This window comes from Pragia fontium DSM 5563 = ATCC 49100, assembly GCF_900112475.1.
Classification (GTDB): Bacteria; Pseudomonadota; Gammaproteobacteria; order Enterobacterales; family Enterobacteriaceae; genus Pragia; species Pragia fontium.
Genome location: NZ_FOLW01000007.1, coordinates 197,578 through 217,616 on the forward strand (window position 1 = coordinate 197,578; position 20,039 = coordinate 217,616).

Genomic DNA, 20,039 nt, shown 5'->3' on the forward strand with positions numbered 1-20,039 from the left:
AACCCTTACCAATTTTTACGGCCAAAGCCAGATGTGATCGGATAGCGCCGATCCTTACCAAAGTTCCGAGCAGTGATCCGCGGACCTACCGGAGACTGCCGACGCTTATATTCGTTAATATCAACCAAGCGGATAACCTTACGAACAATCGCTTCATCAAAACCTTCAGCCACCAGTTGCTCAACAGACATATCATGCTCAACATAACCGTCAAGGATCTTATCCAAAACCGGATATGGCGGCAGGCTGTCTTCATCTTTCTGATCCGGTGCCAGCTCAGCTGAAGGTGGGCGGTCAATCACTCGCTGAGGAATAACGTACGAACGAGTATTACGATATGACGACAGTTTAAACACGAGCGTTTTTGGTACATCTTTTAAAACATCAAACCCACCCGCCATATCACCATAGAGCGTCGAATACCCTACGGCAATTTCACTTTTGTTACCGGTGGTTAATACCAGACTGCCGCGTTTATTCGATAGCCCCATCAGAATCACACCGCGACAGCGCGCCTGTAGATTCTCTTCAGTGGTATCTCGTTTGGTATTAGTAAACATCGGCGCTAGCTGCGCCATAAAGGCATCAAAAATAGGTTCAATAGAGACTACGTCAAACTCAACGCCTAATATCTCCGCTTCTTCCCGCGCATCTTCGATACTGATTTCCGCGGTGTAGCGGAATGGCATCATCACCGCCTGAACTTTATCTTTGCCTAAAGCATCAACCGCAATAGCTAACGTCAGTGCTGAATCAATACCGCCAGAGAGCCCAAGAATAGCGCCTTTAAAACCATTTTTGCTGACATAATCTCGTACAGCTAACACTAAAGCATCATAGATTAAGGAAAGATCTGAACGTTGCTCTGGCAACGCCATCGCTTCGATTTTATCGTCGGTAAACTTAACCTGCTGCGTTTGCTCACTAAAAGCAGCCAGCTTATGCGTCATGTTGCCCGTTGCATCGAATACTTTGGAACAACCATCAAAGATCAACTCATCCTGCCCACCAATCTGATTGAGATACACCAGAGGTAAATGGGTACGATGGCAATGTTCTGATAACAGTTGATTACGAATATAAGGCTTTTCACGGTTATACGGTGAGGCATTAATCGACAGAATCATATCGACGTTAGCCGCTTTCAACGCATCAACCGGGCCATTAAACCACAGGTCTTCACAAATCAGTAAACCCAGGCGATAGCCTTTGAACTCAACAAAGCAGCTTTTATCGTCGGCAGTAAAATAACGTTTTTCATCAAATACACCGTAATTTGGTAGCTGTTGTTTGAAGTAACGCGTGACCAAACTGCCCTGCCAAAACATCGATAATGCATTGTATATATGACCGTTTTCCCGCCATGGGTGACCAACAATGATAGCAACATCAGTAGAGGCAGCCTGCAATCGGGCTAACTGTTGATCGCAGCGCTGATAGAGATCATCACGGTAAAGTAAATCTTCCGGTGGATATCCGGTCAATGCCAATTCAGAAAACATCACCAAATCAGCGCCAGCCTGCTGCTGCTCGCTGACGGTCTGTAACATGCGGTTAGTGTTACCTTCAATATCACCAACCAACCAATTTAACTGCGCTAATGCGATAGAGAGAGCTCTGCTCATATCAATTCACTGTTCGCTATCAGGTTAAGTAGGCGGCAGTATAAATGACTGTCGCCTGAATTAAAAAAGAAAACCTTACTCTTTAAAATCATTCGCATCTAATTCATGACGCGATAATAGCTTATAGAATTCGGTTCTGTTTCTACCGGCCATACGGGCTGCGTGAGTCACGTTTCCTTTGGTCATCTGTAACAGTTTGCGTAAGTAAACCAACTCAAACTGATTACGCGCTTCGGCAAACGTTGGCAGTGCCGTATTTTCCCCTTCCAGCGCCTGCTGTACCAAAGCTTCGTTGATAACCGGCGTGCTGGTTAACGCCACACACTGTTCAATCACGTTAACCAACTGCCGAACATTACCTGGCCAGCTAGCGGTCATTAAACGTTTCATGGCATCGGTTGAAAAACTACGGACAAACGGCTTATGGCGTTTAGCAGACTCACGTAATAAATAATCGGCTAATAAAGGGATATCCTCAGCACGCTCATTTAACGCCGGTATTTTGAGGGTTACCACGTTTAAACGGTAGTAAAGGTCTTCGCGAAACTCCCCTTTAGCCATCGCTTTGGGTAAATCACGGTGCGTAGCAGAAATAATGCGGACATCGATATCCAAATCGCGATTGCTGCCCAGAGGACGAACTTTACGCTCTTGTAATACACGCAACAGTTTTACCTGTAAAGGCAGCGGCATATCACCGATTTCATCCAGAAACAGCGTGCCCCCGGTGGCCGCCTGAAACAAACCATCCCGGCTACTGACTGCGCCGGTAAAAGCGCCTTTAGCATGACCGAATAACTCTGATTCCAGCAATTGCTCCGGTAATGCACCGCAGTTAATGGCAATAAAAGGCTTATTCGCTCGAGGGCTGGCGCTATGTATGGCTTTCGCCAGAACTTCTTTACCGGTACCGCTCAAACCATTAATTAACACGCTAACGTCGGACTGTGCCACCATTTTTGCTTGTTCAAGCAAACGCAGCATAATAGGACTGCGCGTCACAATATCTTCCCGCCAACTTTCATCTCCGGCAGGAATTTTCATCGCCAGCGCCTCATCAATCGCTTTGTATAACGCATCGCGATCGACAGGTTTAGTCAAAAAGCTAAATACCCCTTGCTGAGTTGCCGCGACGGCATCCGGGATAGAACCATGAGCAGTGAGGATAATGACCGGCATACCTGGCTGATGCTTTTGAATTTCATTAAACAGCGCCATACCGTCCATTTCGTCCATGCGCAAATCGCTAATCACCAGATCGATTTGCCCACGCCCCAAACGACGCAATGCTTCCTGACCACTTTCGGCGGTTGTGACATTGAAGCCTTCGCTGGTTAAACGCATGCCCAGCAGCTTTAATAAGCTGGGGTCGTCATCAACCAGCAATAGGTTGGCAGGCTTACGCTGTGTCATATCCCCAAAACTCCTTATAACGGCTTATTTCTGTGCCGGTTGTGCATCAGGTTTGGTTGCTGCCGATCCGGCAGAAGGTACAACCGGCTTAGAATTCTCATCATTAACTTGTGGCTTAGATGGTTGGCTTTTCTCAGCTCCAGAAACCTCAGATGCAACGGGTTTCTTGGTGGCAACGGATGCCGCTGGTTTTTCCGACTCTGCTGGCTTAATCTGCTCAACGGGCTTTTCTTTCTTGGCCTCGGGCACCACTTTTTGTTCAGAACTAACCTGCGCAGGTTTTATTTCACCGCCACTCTCAGCAACGCTATTATGGGAAGCGCCATCCCCAGGTGAGACTTTACGCGAGGAAAGCTGACGCTCAATATCGGTCAAATTCTCCAGCTTACGCGTCGTCTCATTCAGCTGATGCTTAGTTTCCTGTAGCTGATTATGCATCGCTTCAATTTGTGTATCGCTACTCTCTTTAAGACGCTGATGGCGAGCCCGCTCATCAAAGAGGTTTAGCTCAAGCGTTTGTTCATCATTCCATAACAGAATTAGCGGATAAACATTGGCCGGATACATCGCTCGATAATTTTTCAACTGTTCCAGCGCATTGCGACGTTCTGAATGGGCAGCATCAAGCCGCGACAACAGAATGGCTCGCTTCAACACCCCATCCCATTTAGTAATTTCATAACTATAAGACTGAATACGCGCTTGAGATAGGGTCAACGAGCGGGTACAGTCAATCAAACGTAACCAATACAGTGAATTACTATTGGTTTCATCGTCCTGCCCCTTCCAAATATTGCCGTCACAGCTTACTCGAGAGTAATCACTCACTTTATTGATGGGTGCTTCATAGACCATCGTACCTGACGCGCTGTCACCGACTCCCTGATGACCACAACCCGCTAGCATTACCGGCGTAGCCAATGCGGCTAACAGTAACGTTTTCCGTAATATCCCTGCAGACTTTATCACCGTCACTAGATCTGGCAACTCAATGATAGTTTTATCTTTTTTAGTAAACCTTGTAGGCATTATGCATTATTTCTCAGCAATTAACGGTAATTCAATACGAAAACACACATCCGCATAGTCAACATCGACCAACAGCAACTCACCATCCATTTGGCGCAAACAATCACGAGCAATACTTAGCCCTAAACCACTACCTTTGACCGCACCTTTTCTCTGGCGGCTCCCTTGATAAAATGGTTCAAAAAGCATTGCCTGCTCTTGAGGAAGTATTTTCTCCCCGGTATTGGCGACCTCAATTTGAATGGACTGTCCGACTTGACGGCTAATAATCCAAATGGTACCGGATTCCTCGCCATAGTGCACTGCATTGGAGTAGAGATTATCAAGAACCCGCATTAATAGTACAGACTCCGCCCAACAGTGAGTTTGTGCTAACTGACATTCTGTACGCATATATTTGGCACGAGCCGGTAAACTATGCGCAGAAATCACTGCGGAAGCCATAACCTGTAAGTCAATAAACTCTTTCTCTGTGCGGTTATCCGGTTGGTTACGGTTATAGTCCAACAGTTGTTCAATCAACTGTTGTAAGTGCCTGCTACTCTTATCCAGTATCGATACCACTTCTTTCTGATCCTCGGTTAACGGCCCAACCACCTGATCGAGTAACAGTTCGGTTCCTTCACGCATACTGGCTAATGGCGTCTTAAGCTCATGGGAAATATGACGCAAAAACTCATGACGTTGAGACTCCAACCACGATAGTCGTTCACTCAGCCAAACAATACGCTGCGCCAGCGACTGTATTTCACGCGGTCCGTTAAAAGATAAAATATGACTTAACGACTTCCCCTCTCCCAGCCGATTAATCATGCGTTCAACCCGTTTCACCGGCCCGATAATCATGCGGGTAAACAGGAAAACCAGAAAGACGCTGAGCAGGAAAAGTAACAGAGCCTGTTGGCCGAAGAAGTAACCTTTATCAGCAATCGCCTGTTGAAGTTTTTCACCCCGAGAATAAATAATCGCTCGCGTTGCCTGAACCATTTCAGTATTAGAACGGGAAAAGTTCACTAACAGCCCGGATGAGGTATCATCCGGCCCGCTATTTTTACAATGAATTTCAGACAGTTCAGCAAGCTGTTTTTGCAGCGTTTTATAATAATTTTGATTTGGTAAAATAGCGGCGTGAACATCAAGCATTTCAGAATATTGCTGGCGCTGATTCAAATACAAAGATTCCAGCGTCTTATCGCCCAGCACGCAATATTGCCGATAACTACGCTCCATGCTCACCGCGAGGTTAGTCATCGCTTCGCTACGCCGAGCGTCTTTCAGGGTGGTGTTATTGATATCTGCCGCTTGTGCACTGAGTAAGTCCAGACTTTTATAGGCCTGATAGGCCAAAATCAGCAATGGTAAAAGCACCAGCAGGAAAGCCAGCAACACAAGTTGACGAAGAGAATGGGGAAAATGACTAAACTTTTTCAACGCGATACTCTCATGGTAAATCAATCGTTAACGATGCTAACTGACCTTGATTGAAGAAAATAGCGTTTTTACTGATTTGACCAAAGATTTTCTTATCATCATCGGTATGAACGGTTAGCTATTGGGTTCTTTATCCCAAATTGGACTGCGTATTTTCTCTAGCCCAAAAAAAAGCACTTAACCAATCATTGGTAAGTGCTTAACGAATATCGTTTATTTGTTACGTTTATTCCCAAAGGATGCATAACATCCTTTGGGAGGAATACGTGGATGTCCTGAATGTTCATCTTCTGGGTGATGAAGGATAACCTGTCATCGGTAGACTTGATGAATAACATCCTTATGTGTCTGAAATTGATGAAGCTCTGTTCATCACGGCTAGACACAGGCTGGTACCTCACTCAACGTGTCGTCTGAAGTTTGATAAGCTGCCGTAGCAGTTAATATCTGTTTGGTAGACGATAGGTACCATGGCTTTGGCATCATTCTGAGGCTTATGTAGTTCCACTTTAGGGCTCTGACATAAAAAGTTGAATGAGCGACGATATACATAATGCACGTTGCATGCCAAGTTTTCAAAATAAGTATTAATACATTGATAAACATTGGGTTTTATTTAATTTAACTTTAATCCATTCAGGTAATCTACTGATTGAATAGCCCGAGCATGATAAAACCATCGAGTTTTGTCTCTAAAAGCAGACACTCTTTAACAACTCTTATTTTTATCTTAATAATCAATTGATTAAATGTCTCCAATTTGCGACACCAAAATAAGCTGATTGTCTGCATTTGCCAACAGGTCTATGCCGTCATCTTGGAAAAAGCCGGAATGACGGACTAAATAAATCATTGCACATAGAGTAAAAAAGCTTAACCAACATGGCGACTTACGCCGCCATTGAACACGCTAAAGCCACACAAAATAACAACTACGCCAACTGTTTACGTGCATTGCGGAATAAACGCATCCACGGGCCGTCTTCTCCCCACTCTTCTGGGTGCCAGGAGTTATTAACCGTACGGAAAACTCGCTCCGGATGAGGCATCATGATGGTAATTCGTCCATCCAGATTGGTAACGGCAGTTATACCCTCAGGCGAACCGTTTGGATTAGCCGGATACTGTTCGGTGATATGCCCAAAATTATCCACATAACGCATCGACACTAAACCTGACTGCACCAGCGAATTCAAATGCTGAGGATCGCGAACTTCAACTCGGCCTTCACCATGAGAAACTGCAATTGGCAAACGTGACCCTTCCATCCCTTGCAAAAGCAATGATGGGCTACGAGTGACTTCTACCAAGCTAAAGCGCGCTTCAAAACGATCCGACAGGTTACGTACAAAACGCGGCCAATACGTAGCACCCGGGATCAGCTCACTCAGGTTAGACATCATCTGACAGCCGTTGCACACACCTAATGCCAATGTGTCCTGACGGTTAAAAAAGGACTCAAACTGATCGCGTACCCGCTGATTAAACAGAATCGATTTGGCCCACCCCTCACCTGCACCCAATACGTCCCCATAGGAGAAACCACCACAGGCAACCAGAGTATGGAAGCTATCCAGTCCGATATTGCCGGCCAGTAAATCACTCATATGCACATCGATAGCATCAAAACCGGCACGATGAAATGCTGCGGCCATCTCAACATGGGAGTTCACCCCTTGCTCACGTAACACCGCCACTCTTGGACGCTGCTGACCAATGATATAAGGTGCGGCAATATCTTCCTGAGGGTTAAACGTCAGCTTAACGTTCAGTCCGGGATCGTCTGGATTTTGTTTAGCCTGATGCTCAGCATCAGCGCATTCAGGGTTATCACGCAGTCGCTGCATCTGCCATGTGGTTTCAGCCCACCAGACTCTCAACGTTTGACGACTTTGTTGATAAACCGGCTGTCCATTGTAACGAATGTCAATCTGATCCCCGGTGACTGCCTGACCAATATGATGAACACAATCAGATAAACCGAACTCCGCCAGACAAGCTTCAACTTGCGGCAGTTTATTCTGAGCAACCTGAATAACCGCTCCCAGTTCTTCATTAAACAGCACTGATAGCATATCCTGATCCAGTGATTTTAGATCCAGCGCCAATCCGCAGTGGCCAGTAAACGCCATTTCAGCCAGCGTCACCAATAACCCACCGTCAGAGCGGTCGTGATAGGCAAAAATCGCGCGGTTTGCCACTAATGATTGCATGGCATTGAAGAAAGCAGCCAGTTTGTCAGCACTGTGAACATCGGCGGGTTTATCCCCTAACTGACGATAAACCTGAGCCAATGCCGTCGCACCCAAGCCATTACGTCCTTCACCGAGATCGATAAGTAACAGCACGTTATCGCCTTTATCGGTACGTAGCTGAGGCGTTACCGTATTGCGAACGTCTTCAACACGCGCAAAAGCAGTAATCACCAGCGATAATGGCGATGTCATCTCTACCGTTTCATTGCCTTGTTGCCAACGGGTTTTCATCGACATTGAATCTTTACCCACCGGAATGGTAATACCCAACGCCGGACAAAGTTCTTCACCCACCGCTTTGACTGCTTCATACAAACCGGCATCTTCCCCCGGATGGCCTGCTGCCGACATCCAGTTAGCGGATAGTTTAATCCGCTTCAATTCACCGATCTGAGTAGCGGCAATATTGGTTAGCGCTTCGCCAACCGCCAATCTGGCTGAAGCGGCGAAGTTAAGCAATGCCACCGGTGAGCGTTCACCTAACGACATGGCTTCACCATAATAGCTATCATAACTAGCAGTGGTCACCGCGCAGTCGGCCACAGGAATCTGCCATGGACCAATCATCTGATCCCGCGCAACCATACCGGTTACCGTACGATCGCCAATAGTGATTAAAAATGTTTTTTCCGCGACGGCCGGTAAATGAAACACTCTCTTTACCGCTTCTGGCAAAGAGATATCGGTACGAACCAGAGGTTGTCCCTGAGTATTGAGGGTTTTAACATCCCGAACCATTTTCGGCGTTTTACCCAGCAAAACATCCAGCGGTAAATCAATCGGAGTATTATCAAAGTGGCGGTCATGCATCGTTAGCTGCTGTTCTTCCGTCGCTTCACCAATTACGGCATAAGGCGCTCGTTCACGGCGACAAATACGGTCAAATAACGGTAGCTGCTCGGGAGAAACCGCTAACACGTAACGTTCCTGAGATTCATTACACCAAACTTCTAATGGGCTCATACCCGGTTCATCATTCAATATATCGCGCAGTTCAAACTTACCACCGCGCCCACCGTCGCTGACCAATTCCGGCATAGCATTGGATAGCCCACCAGCACCAACGTCATGAATAAACAAAATCGGGTTTTTATCGCCAAGCTGCCAACAGCGATCGATAACTTCCTGACAGCGACGCTCCATTTCCGGGTTATCACGCTGTACTGAAGCAAAATCCAAATCCGCATCAGACTGACCAGACGCCATAGATGATGCAGCGCCGCCGCCAAGGCCAATATTCATGGCCGGCCCACCCAGCACAATCAGTTTGGCTCCCGGAGTAATTTCGCCTTTCTGCACATGATCCGCACGGATATTACCGATACCGCCAGCCAGCATGATAGGTTTATGGTATCCGCGAAGCTCCTGACCATTATGACTGGTCACCTGCTCTTCATAGGTACGGAAATAACCCAGTAGCGCAGGGCGACCAAATTCATTATTAAACGCAGCGCCACCCAGTGGCCCTTCCGTCATAATATCTAATGCCGTCACAATGCGTTCTGGTTTGCCAAAATCCTGTTCCCACGGTTGTTCAAAACCGGGAATGCGCAGATTCGATACCGAGAAGCCAACCAAACCCGCTTTGGGCTTCGCCCCGCGACCAGTTGCACCTTCATCACGGATTTCACCACCTGAACCGGTAGCCGCTCCCGGCCATGGCGATATGGCTGTCGGGTGGTTGTGAGTCTCAACTTTCATCAAAATATGGACGGCTTCCTGATGATAGTCATATACACCAGAATCTGGTTGAGAGAAGAACCGTCCCACCTCTGAACCTTCCATCACCGCAGCGTTATCTTTATAGGCAGACAATACGTAATCAGGCGTCTGCTCATAAGTATTTTTAATCATTTTGAACAATGACTTTGGCTGGCTCTTTCCATCGATAATCCAGTCGGCATTGAAAATTTTGTGGCGACAATGCTCTGAGTTCGCCTGAGCAAACATATACAGTTCAACATCCGTGGGATTACGTTTCAGACGGGTGAAAGCATCCACCAGATAATCAATTTCATCCGATGCCAATGCCAGGCCTAATTTTTCATTCGCCGTTTCTAATGCCTGACGGCCTTCGGTCAATAAATCAATCACCACCAATGGTGTCGGTTGATGCTGAGAAAATAACGCTTTTGCCTGCAACAGCTCGGTAAACACAGACTCCATCATCCGATCGTGCAATAAATCAGCCAATGTATGCCATTGAGTATCTGACAGTGATTCAGACTGAATATAGTAGGCGATACCCCGCTCTAAGCGGTGAACCTGAGTTAAACCACAGTTGTGGGCAATATCCGTCGCCTTGGATGCCCAAGGAGAAATCGTTCCTGGTCGCGGAGTAACCAACAGCAGTCGCCCCTGCGGCTCATGTTCTACCAACAACGGACCATACTTTAGCAACCTTTTTAACTTCGCAAGCTCATCCGTAGATAGTGGGGAGGTTAAATTAGCGAAATGAATATATTCAGCATAGATAGCGCTAACCGGTAACTGAAGATCCTGACAGAGTGACAATAACTTGGTAATACGAAAAGCTGATAAAGCGGGAGAACCACGCAAAATTTCCATAGTCTAATTTCTCTGGTCGAAGGCTAAACGGAAAAAACTGCCCCCATTATAGAGAATCAAACACGATGACGAAACCGTTTGCGTAGCTATTATTTATCCAGTGGCTGACTCACCAACAAAACATAGTATTTGCTATGTTGCGTGCAGTTTAGCAAAATGCCTACTGATGAATTGGGTACATCCTGCTTTTTAAACCAAGATAAATTAAGAATTTCATTCAATAACAAATAGCTGAACGAAACAATTCAGACTTGAGCGATTTCAACACCCATAAATGCTTAGCTCTCTTCGTATTCAGCAAAAATTTCATTTTTAGAGAACGCTATTTGAAGCCATTAAAGATTAACTATCTATTTATTGGTGCTGTAACCCTGATGCTTGCTGTGGCTTTATGGCCTGCCTTGCACTGGCGTAACGACGACAGCACCCAGTTACAAAAAATAAAAGAGCGTGGTGTGCTAAATATCGGCACGCTTAACGTTGCGCCTTATTACTACAAAAGCAGTAATGGCGTAGGTGGCCTCGACTATGAGCTGGCCAAGATGTTTGCTGACTATCTGGGCGTTAAGCTTAATATAGAAACTAAACACAGCATCACTAATCTGTTTACCGAACTGGAAAACGGTAACGCCGATATGCTGGCTGCCGGACTGATTTTTAACCCGGAACGGATGAAAGAGCTTAATGTTGGCCCAGCCTATTACTCCGTTTCACAACAGTTAGTCTATCGCCAGAATACCCCCCGACCTCAGTCATTAGATAATATTAAAGGCGGTCTGACCGTGGTATCAGGTTCGGCCAGCATCTCAACGTTACATCAGTTGAAAAAGAGCAAATACCCACAGCTTACCTGGCGCGCCACTTCATCTTATTCTTCCGTAGAATTATTAAAACAGGTCGCCGAAGGAACGCTCGATTACACCATTGCTGATTCAGTCACCATTGCCATCATTCAACGCTTCTCACCTAATTTAGCGGTGGCGTTTGACGTGACCGAAGAAGAGCCGGTTATGTGGTATATGCGCAAAACTGATGATAATAGTCTCAATGCAGCCATGCTGGATTTTTTCAATCAGATTACTGAAGATGGCTCGTTATCAAAACTGGAAGAGAAATATCTTGGACACGTAGGAGAGTTTGACTATGTCGATACCAAGACTTTCCTGAGCGCGATTGATAATGTTTTGCCAACGCTTAAGCCTCTATTTGAGAAATATGCGAAAGAGATCGATTGGCGTTTAGCCGCAGCTATTGCCTATCAGGAATCACACTGGAACCCAACGGCTACCTCACCAACCGGGGTGCGGGGCATTATGATGTTAACCAGAAACACGGCAGACTCCTTAGGCGTCACCGATCGTCTCGATCCTGAACAGAGCATCCGCGGTGGTATTGCTTATCTGGAGCAGCTGATGGAGAAAATTCCGGCCACCATTCCAGAAGAGGAAAAAATCTGGTTTGCGCTGATCGCTTATAATATGGGCTTTGCCCATATGCTAGATGCCAGAAGCCTGACATCCAAGCAAGGTGGCGATCCGGATAGTTGGGCTGACGTTAAAAAGCGGCTGGCCATGCTCACTCAAAAACAATATTACTCTCAAACGCGTTACGGTTATGCGCGCGGCTATCAGGCCTATCAGTTTGTGGAGAATATTCGCCGTTATCAAATCAGTTTGATGGGCTATCTTGAAGAAAAAGAGAATCAAACGGCTAAGGCGCTGTTAGCCGCCGCTAAAGAAGCCGAAATGGGGTCGTCTTATCCAACGGTAAACCCCAAGCTCATTCAGCAAAAACATCCACGCCAGCCAGAAAAATAACCTCTATTAACGTAGAATTTGGTTCAGCTTCTTTTGCATTTTTATCTGTTCGCGACGACGTTTAAAAAAATCACTCAAATACGTTGAGCAAACATCCGCCATAATACCCGATGTCACTTCCACATGATGATTCATCCCCGGATGCCCCAAAATATCCAGTAATGAGCCCGCAGCGCCTGTCTTTAAATCGCTGGCACCATATACCAGCCGTTGGATACGGCTATGCACCATGGCACCGGCACACATAACACAAGGCTCCAGCGTCACATATAGCGTGGTGTTCAACAAACGGTAATTCTGTAATACCTGTCCGCCCTGTTGTAGAGCCATAATCTCTGCGTGCGCCGTTGGATCGTGCCGAACGATGGGTCTATTCCATCCCTCGCCAATCACTTCATTATCCAATACCAATACCGCACCAACCGGAATTTCACCTTCTTGGTCTGCTCGTTCAGCAAGTTTCAGCGCATAGCGCATCCAGTCTTCATCACTGTAATGCGAAGTCATCATCAATCACTCTATTTTCTATATCAATCAAAAATAATTATTCGGAAATGGAAAGGCTAATCCAGCTGTTTCAGATTACCCTGACTATCCACACGCCAACGGTGCTGACATAAAGCTAAAACCGGATCGTCCTGCACACTATCGCTATAACCACTGTATAATGTTAATGGTTTACCTAAACGCTGTTCAAGCTGAACCACCTTCTCTTTACCTAAACAGCGCATGGTAATCATCCAGCCACCATAGCGATAAACCATCTGACTACCCACTAAATTCACTTTGGACAAGAAAAACGAATCGCCATACACCTCTTCAACCAAATGCTGAGGAGAGCCCGTCAATAACCAGACGCTGGTATTATCATCACTCAAATATTCAGCTAACCGCTCTTGTACCGCAGGAAATGGCACCACCCGTTGTTTAAAATCCTGAACAAACTGCTGTTCCAAATACTTTAATTGTTGTTCATGATGGCCCGCAGTTATCGCCCATATTGCCAAACTTACCGGCCAACGACAGTTGCGCCCACCAATCCATAATCCTAAATAAATCACCGGCAAGAGTGGAATTAAAATCACCAGATTGATCGGCAAACGGCGGATTAAATAGCGAACAAAGCTACCAAACAAATCCTGCTGATGTAACGTACCATCCAGATCAAAAAATACGATACGCTGCTGTGAATGATGATGAGTTGGCAAGCTGGCTCCCGATACTTCATTAATAGAAAGTTATACCATTTCAACGGCGTTAATTATGAGCTGAGTATATCGCTTCTCTGGTTATTTATCTTTGATAAAAGTTACCCACTTAGCAACCCGAATACGTCTGCCTGCACACATTATTACGGGTGCGCTAAGAATGCTTTTACGCGATGCCAAACCGCCGAGAAAGAGATGCGCTATTCGTTCGGTAAAGACAGTGCTCAATACAAAGATCGCTGGTGTCAGAAGCGCTCGACTGGACGAATCATCACGTTATAGTCGCCTCCTCTTGCTTATTAAGCGTATAATCATCGCAGAACAACCCAGTGTTTAACTAAACCTGGATAGCTAGAATTTTAGGTAACTGATTAAAATGGCGTTATTGATCACCAAGAAATGTATCAATTGTGATATGTGCGAACCAGAGTGTCCCAATCAGGCGATCTCTATGGGCTCCGAGATTTATGAGATCGATCCCGATCTTTGTACAGAATGCATTGGTCACTATGATGAACCCACCTGTATGAAAGTTTGCCCGATTGATAACACCATTATTCACGATCCAGCCCACCCGGAAAGCAATGAAGCCCTGTGGGATAAATTCGTATTATTGCACCATTCAGATAAGCTCTAACGATTAACGGGCATAATCTATACAGGCAAAAAGGGACGCTTAAGCGTCCCTTTCTTTATACGATTCAACCAAAAAACTTTATTTAGCAGAATTCTGACGCCACCATTCCGCCAGTAAAATTCCCGTAGCAACGGAAACGTTCAGGCTTTCTACATTGCCAGTACCATCGATAGAAATACTCATATCGCTCTGCTTCATCGCAACATCAGATAAACCATCGCGTTCTTCACCCAGTACCAATACCGTCTTAGCTGGCAGAACCGCCTGAGACAGCGACGTTCCTTTATGACTGGATGTCGTAATGATGGTATAACCCGCACGACGGAAAGCGTCCAACGCCTCAGGGAAATCATCAATACCAATTGCCGTCAGGTGTTCAGCTCCACCTTCTGCAGTACGAATTGCGGCACCTGACTCCAGCATGCCAGGATCGCGCAGTAGCACGCCTTTAACGCCAAAGTGAGCACATGAACGCATCATGCCGCCTAAGTTATGCGGATTACCGACATTTTCCAGTGCTAACACACAGTCTGTTTTCGACGCTTTGGCCAAATAATCCGCCACGGTTAAGCCAGTACGTTTCTTGATTAGAAAGCAGACACCACCGTGATGTTCAGTACCGGAAACCTTGATTAGCTCTTCTTCTTCAACCACATGGTAGGCTTTGCGATTAGCAGCCATCCAGCGCAGAGCCTCTTTGAACCGAGGGGTAACTGACTGAATAAAATAGGCGCGAACAATCGCCTCCGGACGGCTCTGAAACAGTGCCTGACACGCGTTCTCACCATAAACTTTGGTTTCTTGTTCGCGCTGCCGGCGAAGCTGAGCTGGGTCGATCTGACTTTTGCCAGAAATACCGCCATGATCAAAAGGCTCTGGCTCACTGGCATCCTGAAGTCTGGCTTGCCATGGAGAACGCGGTGGTTTTTCATTGGCGCTGCGAACTGGGCGGCGTGGACGATCGTTGTCTCCCCAACGTGCATTTTTATCACCGCGGCTATCGCCTTTATTACCGGCACGGTTTTTGTCAGAGCGTTTATTGCTCTTTTCATCTTTATTGTCGTCACTGCGGACGTACATTACTTTAACTTTACCGTTCTTACCGCTAAAAGAGTCACTCATACTATATCTCCACTTCCACCATCGCATCCGGCGCGCAGATTAACTGATGTTCTGCCGGTAAGCCACTAATGATCGGCTAAAAGCCTAAATCTATTATAACCATCGACAAAATCACATTGTGATGGTTAACAATTTGTACATAATTAATAAAATCATTGAACAATTTTACCGAGGTTCAGCATGAATACCCTTTGCCCTTCCTGTCTGGCTACCAACCGCATTCCTGACGACCGTCTACAGGACGATGCTAAATGTGGTCGCTGTGGACATGCGCTTTTTGATGGCGAAGTCATCAACGCAAACAAAGCTTCACTCGATTCATTATTAAAAGACGACCTTCCCGTTGTCATCGATTTCTGGGCACCTTGGTGTGGCCCATGCCGTAGTTTTGCCCCGATCTTTGAAGATGTTGCTCAAGAAAGGGAAAGAGAACTTCGCTTTGTTAAAATCGATACCGAAGCAGAACAAGAGCTCAGCGCCCGTTACGGTATCCGTAGTATACCTACCATTATGGTATTCAAGAAAGGACAACGTATCGATATGTTGAATGGCGCATTACCTAAAGAGCCTTTTAACCAATGGTTAGATGAAGTTTTAGCCAAAAACAGCTAATTCAAACGTATCAATTTGCTGATAAAACAATATCTGAAGGGGCCATGGATACGTTATTATGCGCCCCTTATTCATTTTGTGTTTTACCCCGTATACAGCAAATAATTTTCAGGTAACTGCCAATGATCCCGGATTCCACCTTGCCACTCGTTACTAACAATGCAGTTCTGCGTTTACGGCAACAGAGACTTGCGCAGTCAACCCGCCCTTTTCGGGCTAGAGGGTGTCGAGTTATCCGCTGCGAACGCTGTCTGTTACCACAGGTTCATTGCCTATGTCATACCTTCTCCGGTATGAGCGCTGAATGCAGTTTTTGCCTGTTAATGTATGACACGGAACCACTCAAACCGAGCAATACCGGTAGACTTATCGCCGATATATTACCGGATACCCATGCTTTCCTTTGGTCACGTACTCACGTAGATCCTCAATTACTGGCGCTGTTATCCAATCCGGATTATCAGCCTTATGTCATCTTTCCAGCCTCTTATGCCACTCCCGATCGTGTAAGAACTCAGGTTGAAAAGCAGAATAATAAGCGTCCGTTATTTATTATTCTCGATGGTACCTGGACCGAAGCCAGAAAGATGTTTCGCAAAAGTGCCTATTTAGATAACTTGCCCGTGCTCTCTATCGCCAACGATGAAGAATCTGATTACGGTCTACGAGAAGCCAGCAACAAAGAGCAGCTTTGTACCGTTGAAGTTGCAGTTAAAATTCTTCAGCAGGTAGGTGAGTCAAACGTTTCACAAAGCCTTCTCCATTACTTTTCTGATTTCAAACAGCGCTATCTGGCCGGCAAAGCAAACCGGAGTCTTGAAGACTATATTGCCTTTTCGACCAAAAACGATTCAGCTGACTGATTATTGAGCATTTTTAATGGTGATAAATATCAATAAGATGAAATGAGCACGAGTGAAATTCTGTTATGTTAACGACAGTTTTGTCATATTCACGCGGTTTTTTGGTCACATTCACGGGAAGTGATGGTAGTATTACACGATCCGACTATTACAATTTTGCTCGTTATGGTTTTACCATAACCCAACAAGAGAAGAATGCACTGTGATGTTGTCATCATTTAAACGTAAGAAATCTCAACAACACCTTGCACAATTGCCTAAAATATCCCAACAAATTGATGATATTAAAGTATTGTCAAGTCCTGGAGATTACCGCGCTGCTTTACTGGACTTAATCAGTCGTGCAGAGCAACGTATCTATCTGATCGCCCTTTATCTGGAACGTGATGATGCAGGCGCTGATATCCTATCTGCGATCTATCAGGCTAAAATGCGTCGACCGGAGTTAGAGGTTGCGATACTAGTAGACTGGCATCGTGCTCAACGAGGAAGAATCGGGGCAGTTGCTGAAAGTACCAATGCTGATTGGTACTGCAAAATGGCTGAGCAGCATCCAGGAATCAACGTTCCGGTATATGGTATTCCGGTTAACACCCGTGAAGCATTGGGCGTCCTGCATTTAAAAGGCAGTATTATCGATAATACCGTTGCCTATACCGGTGCCAGCGTTAATGATGTGTATCTGCATCAACACGACAAATATCGTTATGACCGCTATCAGTTTATAACAAATCCGGCCTTAGCACAGAGCATGGTTAACTATGTTAAGCAGCATTTGCTAACCGCTGAAGCGGTGCATAATCTGGACTGCCATAATCGTCCGCGCAGCCCAGAAATTAAAAATGATATAAAGAAGTTCAGACAAAGCCTGCGTGTGCAGGGATATCAATTTGAAAATAGCGCAACCAACGAGCAGCTATCAGTCACACCGCTGGTTGGCTTAGGACGCCATAGTCCCCTGAATAAAACGATCGATCGCCTGATGAATAGTACCGAGCACAAACTGACGCTTTGTACGCCTTATTTCAACTTACCCGCTCCACTCGTAAAAAATATTATTTCTTTGCTACGTCAGGGTAAGCAAGTTGAAATCATCGTCGGTGATAAAACCGCAAATGACTTCTATATTCCAGAAGATCAGCCGTTTAAGATTATTGGTGCTCTTCCTTATCTTTATGAAATTAACCTGCGTCGCTTTGTCACTCGACTACAGCGTTACGTTGATCAAGAGCTGCTAACCGTTCGGTTATGGAAAGATGAAGATAATACTTATCATCTTAAAGGTATCTGGGTTGATGATGAATGGCAGCTAATTACCGGTAACAACCTTAATCCACGCGCATGGCATCTCGATCTGGAAAATGCCATCCTGATTCACGATCCTTTAGGTGAGCTGAAAGAAGCGCGCTTGCGTGAACTGGAATGTATCCGCACCCATACCTTTGTGGTTAATCATTACCAACAGTTACAGAGCATTCAGTTTTATCCGGTAAAGATTCGCAAGTTAATCCGCAGATTAAGGCGAATCCGAATTGATAAGCTTATCAGCCGAATTCTCTAATCTCTCGCTCAGACAAAAAAGCGCCTATTAAGGCGCTTTTTTGTTATTCCCTGCATATACATCGATTTCATATTATATCGATAGCTTGTCAAAAATCAGAATATCCATCTATTCAAGAAAAGTACCTGAAAATGCACTTCACACGCTTTTAGTGGAATTCTGTTGATAATTAATGTTAATTATCTCCGACATCAAAACCAAAAGGATATAAAAATGAAGTTAAAAACCCTATTCGGTGCAGTATTAATTCTTAGTTGCATGCAGGTTCAGGCTCGTAATATGGAAGCCATTCAGCAATCAGGAACGCTTAAAGTGGGTGTTCCAGGTGACTATGCTCCACTCGCTTACCGAAACGCTTCTGGTGCGCTTGAGGGATATGATATCGATATGGCTAATGCACTAGGTAAACATTTAAATCTAAAGGTAGATTTTGTCATTACCAGTTGGCCTAGCCTATCTAACGACTTAGCGGCCGATAAATTTGACGTTGCGATGGGTGGCGTTACTGCTACTGCAAAACGTGAAGCTGAATTTGGTCTGACAAAGCCCATTGTTGCCAATGGAAAAATTGCGTTGGCCAGTTGCGCTGTTGCTAAAGAATTACCAGACTTAGAAAAGATCGATCAACCTAAAGTAAAAGTCGTGGTTAATCCAGGAGGCACAAATCAAAGCTTCGTCGATAGCCATATCAAACAGGCTCAGGTGATTCGCGTTAAAGATAACTTTGATAACCTACAAGCCCTAAGAGATAAGACTGCAGATATCATGGTTACTGACCTGATTGAAGGGGATTACTATCAGAATAAAGAACCAAATGTACTTTGCATGGCAACAGAAAAACCTTTCGCTGGAACTGAGAGTTATAAAGTCTATATGATGAAAAAAGACAACGCCCAGCTCTTGGAAAGTATCAATACTTGGTTACAGGGTGAGACAAAATCTCAGTTAGCCAAGAAGTGGAAAATTCGCGAATAATCTATACTCCATCAAAGCCCTAATTTGAATTAGGGCTTATTGTTTAAGTGCTGAAAAAACGAATATAAAAAGTATTCTAAAAACTTATTCCCAAACGATTTTCCCTACTTTCTGATAATCATACTGACCCACAAATACATCATTCGAATGCTAGATAGGCTTGGTAGGCTATTCTTTCTCCCCCCTTCATCCTAGTGAAAACTGGGGCCAGTCCTTTAAGCCATGTATTAACCCGCTAGCTAAAACCGAGATCCCGGTTTCCACCGGGATGACGAGATTAATGACCAGAGAATAGAATTTGGAGCAATATCAATCATTCGAATGTAAATCTGAGGGAGAGACGGGCGTGGGGGCGTGGGGGTCGTAGCAGCTTTAGCTGCCGGAGTGCCCGTAGCGCGGCTAGGCCCGAAGCTCGCCCAGACTCAATACCTGCGCCCTCCTCGCTTGGGTTTTAGCTTAATAGCAGCTCTCGGCCTGAGGGCGAGATCCCAGCTTTCGCTGGGATGACGATACTCCTTACTCCTTACGAGCCAAGAAGTTCAACCACCCCAAAACGCAAAAACCCCCAGCTTTCGCTGAGGGTTATCACTTATTTGGAGCCTGGCAGTTCCCTACTCTCGCATGGGGAGACCCCACACTACCATCGGCGCTACGGCGTTTCACTGCTGAGTTCGGCATGGGGTCAGGTGGGACCACCGCGCTATCGCCGCCAGGCATATTCTGTATTGTAAACCGTCATGTCCGTCTCTCAACACACACAACCATTCACTTCAATCCGTTCACAAGCTGAAAATTCTCAATCAAAACACCTTCGGTGTTGTAAGGTTAAGTCTCACGGTTCATTAGTACCGGTTAGCTCAACGTATCGCTACGCTTACACACCCGGCCTATCAACGTCATGGTCTTTAACGTTCCTTTAGTGG

At 45.6% G+C, this 20,039-nt stretch carries 15 protein-coding genes and 2 rRNA genes; 7 read left to right on the forward strand and 10 right to left on the reverse strand.

Annotated features, from left to right (window positions below):
- Window positions 1-5 precede the first annotated feature (5 nt).
- The 5 genes from BMZ28_RS11885 to purL all read right to left on the reverse strand — a co-directional run bounded on the left by BMZ28_RS11885 (window position 6) and on the right by purL (window position 10,321).
- Window positions 6-1,625 (reverse strand): NAD+ synthase, encoded by a 1,620-nt coding sequence (locus tag BMZ28_RS11885; RefSeq protein WP_047781731.1) that lies wholly within the window; start codon window positions 1,623-1,625, stop codon window positions 6-8.
- A 75-nt stretch (window positions 1,626-1,700) separates the two neighbouring features.
- Window positions 1,701-3,038, reverse strand: a complete 1,338-nt coding sequence (gene glrR / locus BMZ28_RS11890; protein ID WP_047781732.1) for a two-component system response regulator GlrR — start codon at window positions 3,036-3,038, stop codon at window positions 1,701-1,703.
- A 24-nt stretch (window positions 3,039-3,062) separates the two neighbouring features.
- Entirely contained in the window at window positions 3,063-4,067 is a 1,005-nt protein-coding gene (locus tag BMZ28_RS11895) for a hypothetical protein (RefSeq protein WP_074823459.1), read from the reverse strand.
- A 6-nt stretch (window positions 4,068-4,073) separates the two neighbouring features.
- Window positions 4,074-5,522, reverse strand: coding sequence for a HAMP domain-containing sensor histidine kinase (locus tag BMZ28_RS11900; protein WP_071845501.1), 1,449 nt, complete (start codon window positions 5,520-5,522; stop codon window positions 4,074-4,076).
- A gap of 908 nt (window positions 5,523-6,430) precedes the next feature.
- Window positions 6,431-10,321, reverse strand: a complete 3,891-nt coding sequence (gene purL, locus BMZ28_RS11905; RefSeq protein WP_074823460.1) for a phosphoribosylformylglycinamidine synthase — start codon at window positions 10,319-10,321, stop codon at window positions 6,431-6,433.
- A gap of 326 nt (window positions 10,322-10,647) precedes the next feature.
- Here purL and mltF point away from each other — a divergent pair, with 326 nt between their 5' ends.
- Entirely contained in the window at window positions 10,648-12,138 is a 1,491-nt protein-coding gene (gene mltF / locus BMZ28_RS11910) for a membrane-bound lytic murein transglycosylase MltF (RefSeq protein WP_074823464.1), read from the forward strand.
- A gap of 6 nt (window positions 12,139-12,144) precedes the next feature.
- Here mltF and tadA read toward each other — a convergent pair whose 3' ends face one another.
- Window positions 12,145-12,645 carry a tRNA adenosine(34) deaminase TadA gene (gene tadA, locus BMZ28_RS11915; RefSeq protein WP_047782740.1) on the reverse strand — a complete coding sequence of 167 codons (501 nt, stop codon included), beginning with the start codon at window positions 12,643-12,645 and terminating at the stop codon, window positions 12,145-12,147.
- Between the two features lie 56 nt (window positions 12,646-12,701).
- On the reverse strand, window positions 12,702-13,346 hold the full coding sequence (yfhb, locus tag BMZ28_RS11920) for a phosphatidylglycerophosphatase C (protein WP_047781735.1): 645 nt from the start codon (window positions 13,344-13,346) through the stop codon (window positions 12,702-12,704).
- Between yfhb and BMZ28_RS17690 the strand changes: the two genes are divergently transcribed.
- Window positions 13,335-13,628, forward strand: coding sequence for a hypothetical protein (locus BMZ28_RS17690; RefSeq protein WP_367889030.1), 294 nt, complete (start codon window positions 13,335-13,337; stop codon window positions 13,626-13,628). The two genes, yfhb and BMZ28_RS17690, sit on opposite strands and share 12 nt — an antisense overlap.
- Before the next feature lie 94 nt (window positions 13,629-13,722).
- Window positions 13,723-13,983, forward strand: a complete 261-nt coding sequence (locus BMZ28_RS11930; protein WP_047781737.1) for a YfhL family 4Fe-4S dicluster ferredoxin — start codon at window positions 13,723-13,725, stop codon at window positions 13,981-13,983.
- Window positions 13,984-14,061: 78 nt separating this feature from the next.
- Here BMZ28_RS11930 and BMZ28_RS11935 read toward each other — a convergent pair whose 3' ends face one another.
- Entirely contained in the window at window positions 14,062-15,105 is a 1,044-nt protein-coding gene (locus BMZ28_RS11935) for a tRNA/rRNA methyltransferase (protein WP_047781738.1), read from the reverse strand.
- A gap of 180 nt (window positions 15,106-15,285) precedes the next feature.
- Between BMZ28_RS11935 and trxC the strand changes: the two genes are divergently transcribed.
- The 4 genes from trxC to BMZ28_RS11955 all read left to right on the forward strand — a co-directional run bounded on the left by trxC (window position 15,286) and on the right by BMZ28_RS11955 (window position 19,116).
- The gene (gene trxC / locus BMZ28_RS11940; protein ID WP_047781739.1) at window positions 15,286-15,717 is read left to right on the forward strand and encodes a thioredoxin TrxC; all 432 of its coding nucleotides are present in this window, start codon (window positions 15,286-15,288) and stop codon (window positions 15,715-15,717) included.
- Between the two features lie 122 nt (window positions 15,718-15,839).
- A complete protein-coding gene (locus BMZ28_RS11945; RefSeq protein WP_074823470.1) occupies window positions 15,840-16,580 on the forward strand; it encodes a tRNA-uridine aminocarboxypropyltransferase in 741 nt (246 codons plus the stop codon).
- Window positions 16,581-16,785: 205 nt separating this feature from the next.
- Window positions 16,786-18,141 carry a CDP-diacylglycerol--serine O-phosphatidyltransferase gene (gene pssA / locus BMZ28_RS11950; RefSeq protein ID WP_074823472.1) on the forward strand — a complete coding sequence of 452 codons (1,356 nt, stop codon included), beginning with the start codon at window positions 16,786-16,788 and terminating at the stop codon, window positions 18,139-18,141.
- A gap of 213 nt (window positions 18,142-18,354) precedes the next feature.
- Window positions 18,355-19,116 (forward strand): transporter substrate-binding domain-containing protein, encoded by a 762-nt coding sequence (locus BMZ28_RS11955; protein WP_047781742.1) that lies wholly within the window; start codon window positions 18,355-18,357, stop codon window positions 19,114-19,116.
- A 598-nt stretch (window positions 19,117-19,714) separates the two neighbouring features.
- On the opposite strand, the gene rrf is transcribed toward BMZ28_RS11955, so the two are convergent.
- Both rrf and BMZ28_RS11965 read right to left on the reverse strand, forming a co-directional pair.
- A 5S ribosomal RNA gene (gene rrf, locus BMZ28_RS11960) occupies window positions 19,715-19,830 on the reverse strand.
- Between the two features lie 107 nt (window positions 19,831-19,937).
- Window positions 19,938-20,039 (reverse strand): 23S ribosomal RNA (locus BMZ28_RS11965); the annotation flags it as partial.

Excerpts from the sequence above, each read along its gene's own strand:
- BMZ28_RS11945 (WP_074823470.1), top strand. The coding sequence starts at position 15,840 with ATGATCCCGGATTCCACCTTGCCACTCGTTACTAACAATGCAGTTCTG.
- BMZ28_RS11930 (WP_047781737.1), top strand. The coding sequence starts at position 13,723 with ATGGCGTTATTGATCACCAAGAAATGTATCAATTGTGATATGTGCGAA.
- BMZ28_RS11955 (WP_047781742.1), top strand. The coding sequence starts at position 18,355 with ATGAAGTTAAAAACCCTATTCGGTGCAGTATTAATTCTTAGTTGCATG.
- pssA (WP_074823472.1), top strand. The coding sequence starts at position 16,786 with ATGTTGTCATCATTTAAACGTAAGAAATCTCAACAACACCTTGCACAA.
- purL (WP_074823460.1), bottom strand. The coding sequence starts at position 10,321 with ATGGAAATTTTGCGTGGTTCTCCCGCTTTATCAGCTTTTCGTATTACC.
- tadA (WP_047782740.1), bottom strand. The coding sequence starts at position 12,645 with ATGACTTCGCATTACAGTGATGAAGACTGGATGCGCTATGCGCTGAAA.
- trxC (WP_047781739.1), top strand. The coding sequence starts at position 15,286 with ATGAATACCCTTTGCCCTTCCTGTCTGGCTACCAACCGCATTCCTGAC.
- BMZ28_RS11895 (WP_074823459.1), bottom strand. The coding sequence starts at position 4,067 with ATGCCTACAAGGTTTACTAAAAAAGATAAAACTATCATTGAGTTGCCA.
- BMZ28_RS17690 (WP_367889030.1), top strand. The coding sequence starts at position 13,335 with ATGAGTTGGCAAGCTGGCTCCCGATACTTCATTAATAGAAAGTTATAC.
- BMZ28_RS11935 (WP_047781738.1), bottom strand. The coding sequence starts at position 15,105 with ATGAGTGACTCTTTTAGCGGTAAGAACGGTAAAGTTAAAGTAATGTAC.
- BMZ28_RS11885 (WP_047781731.1), bottom strand. The coding sequence starts at position 1,625 with ATGAGCAGAGCTCTCTCTATCGCATTAGCGCAGTTAAATTGGTTGGTT.
- glrR (WP_047781732.1), bottom strand. The coding sequence starts at position 3,038 with ATGACACAGCGTAAGCCTGCCAACCTATTGCTGGTTGATGACGACCCC.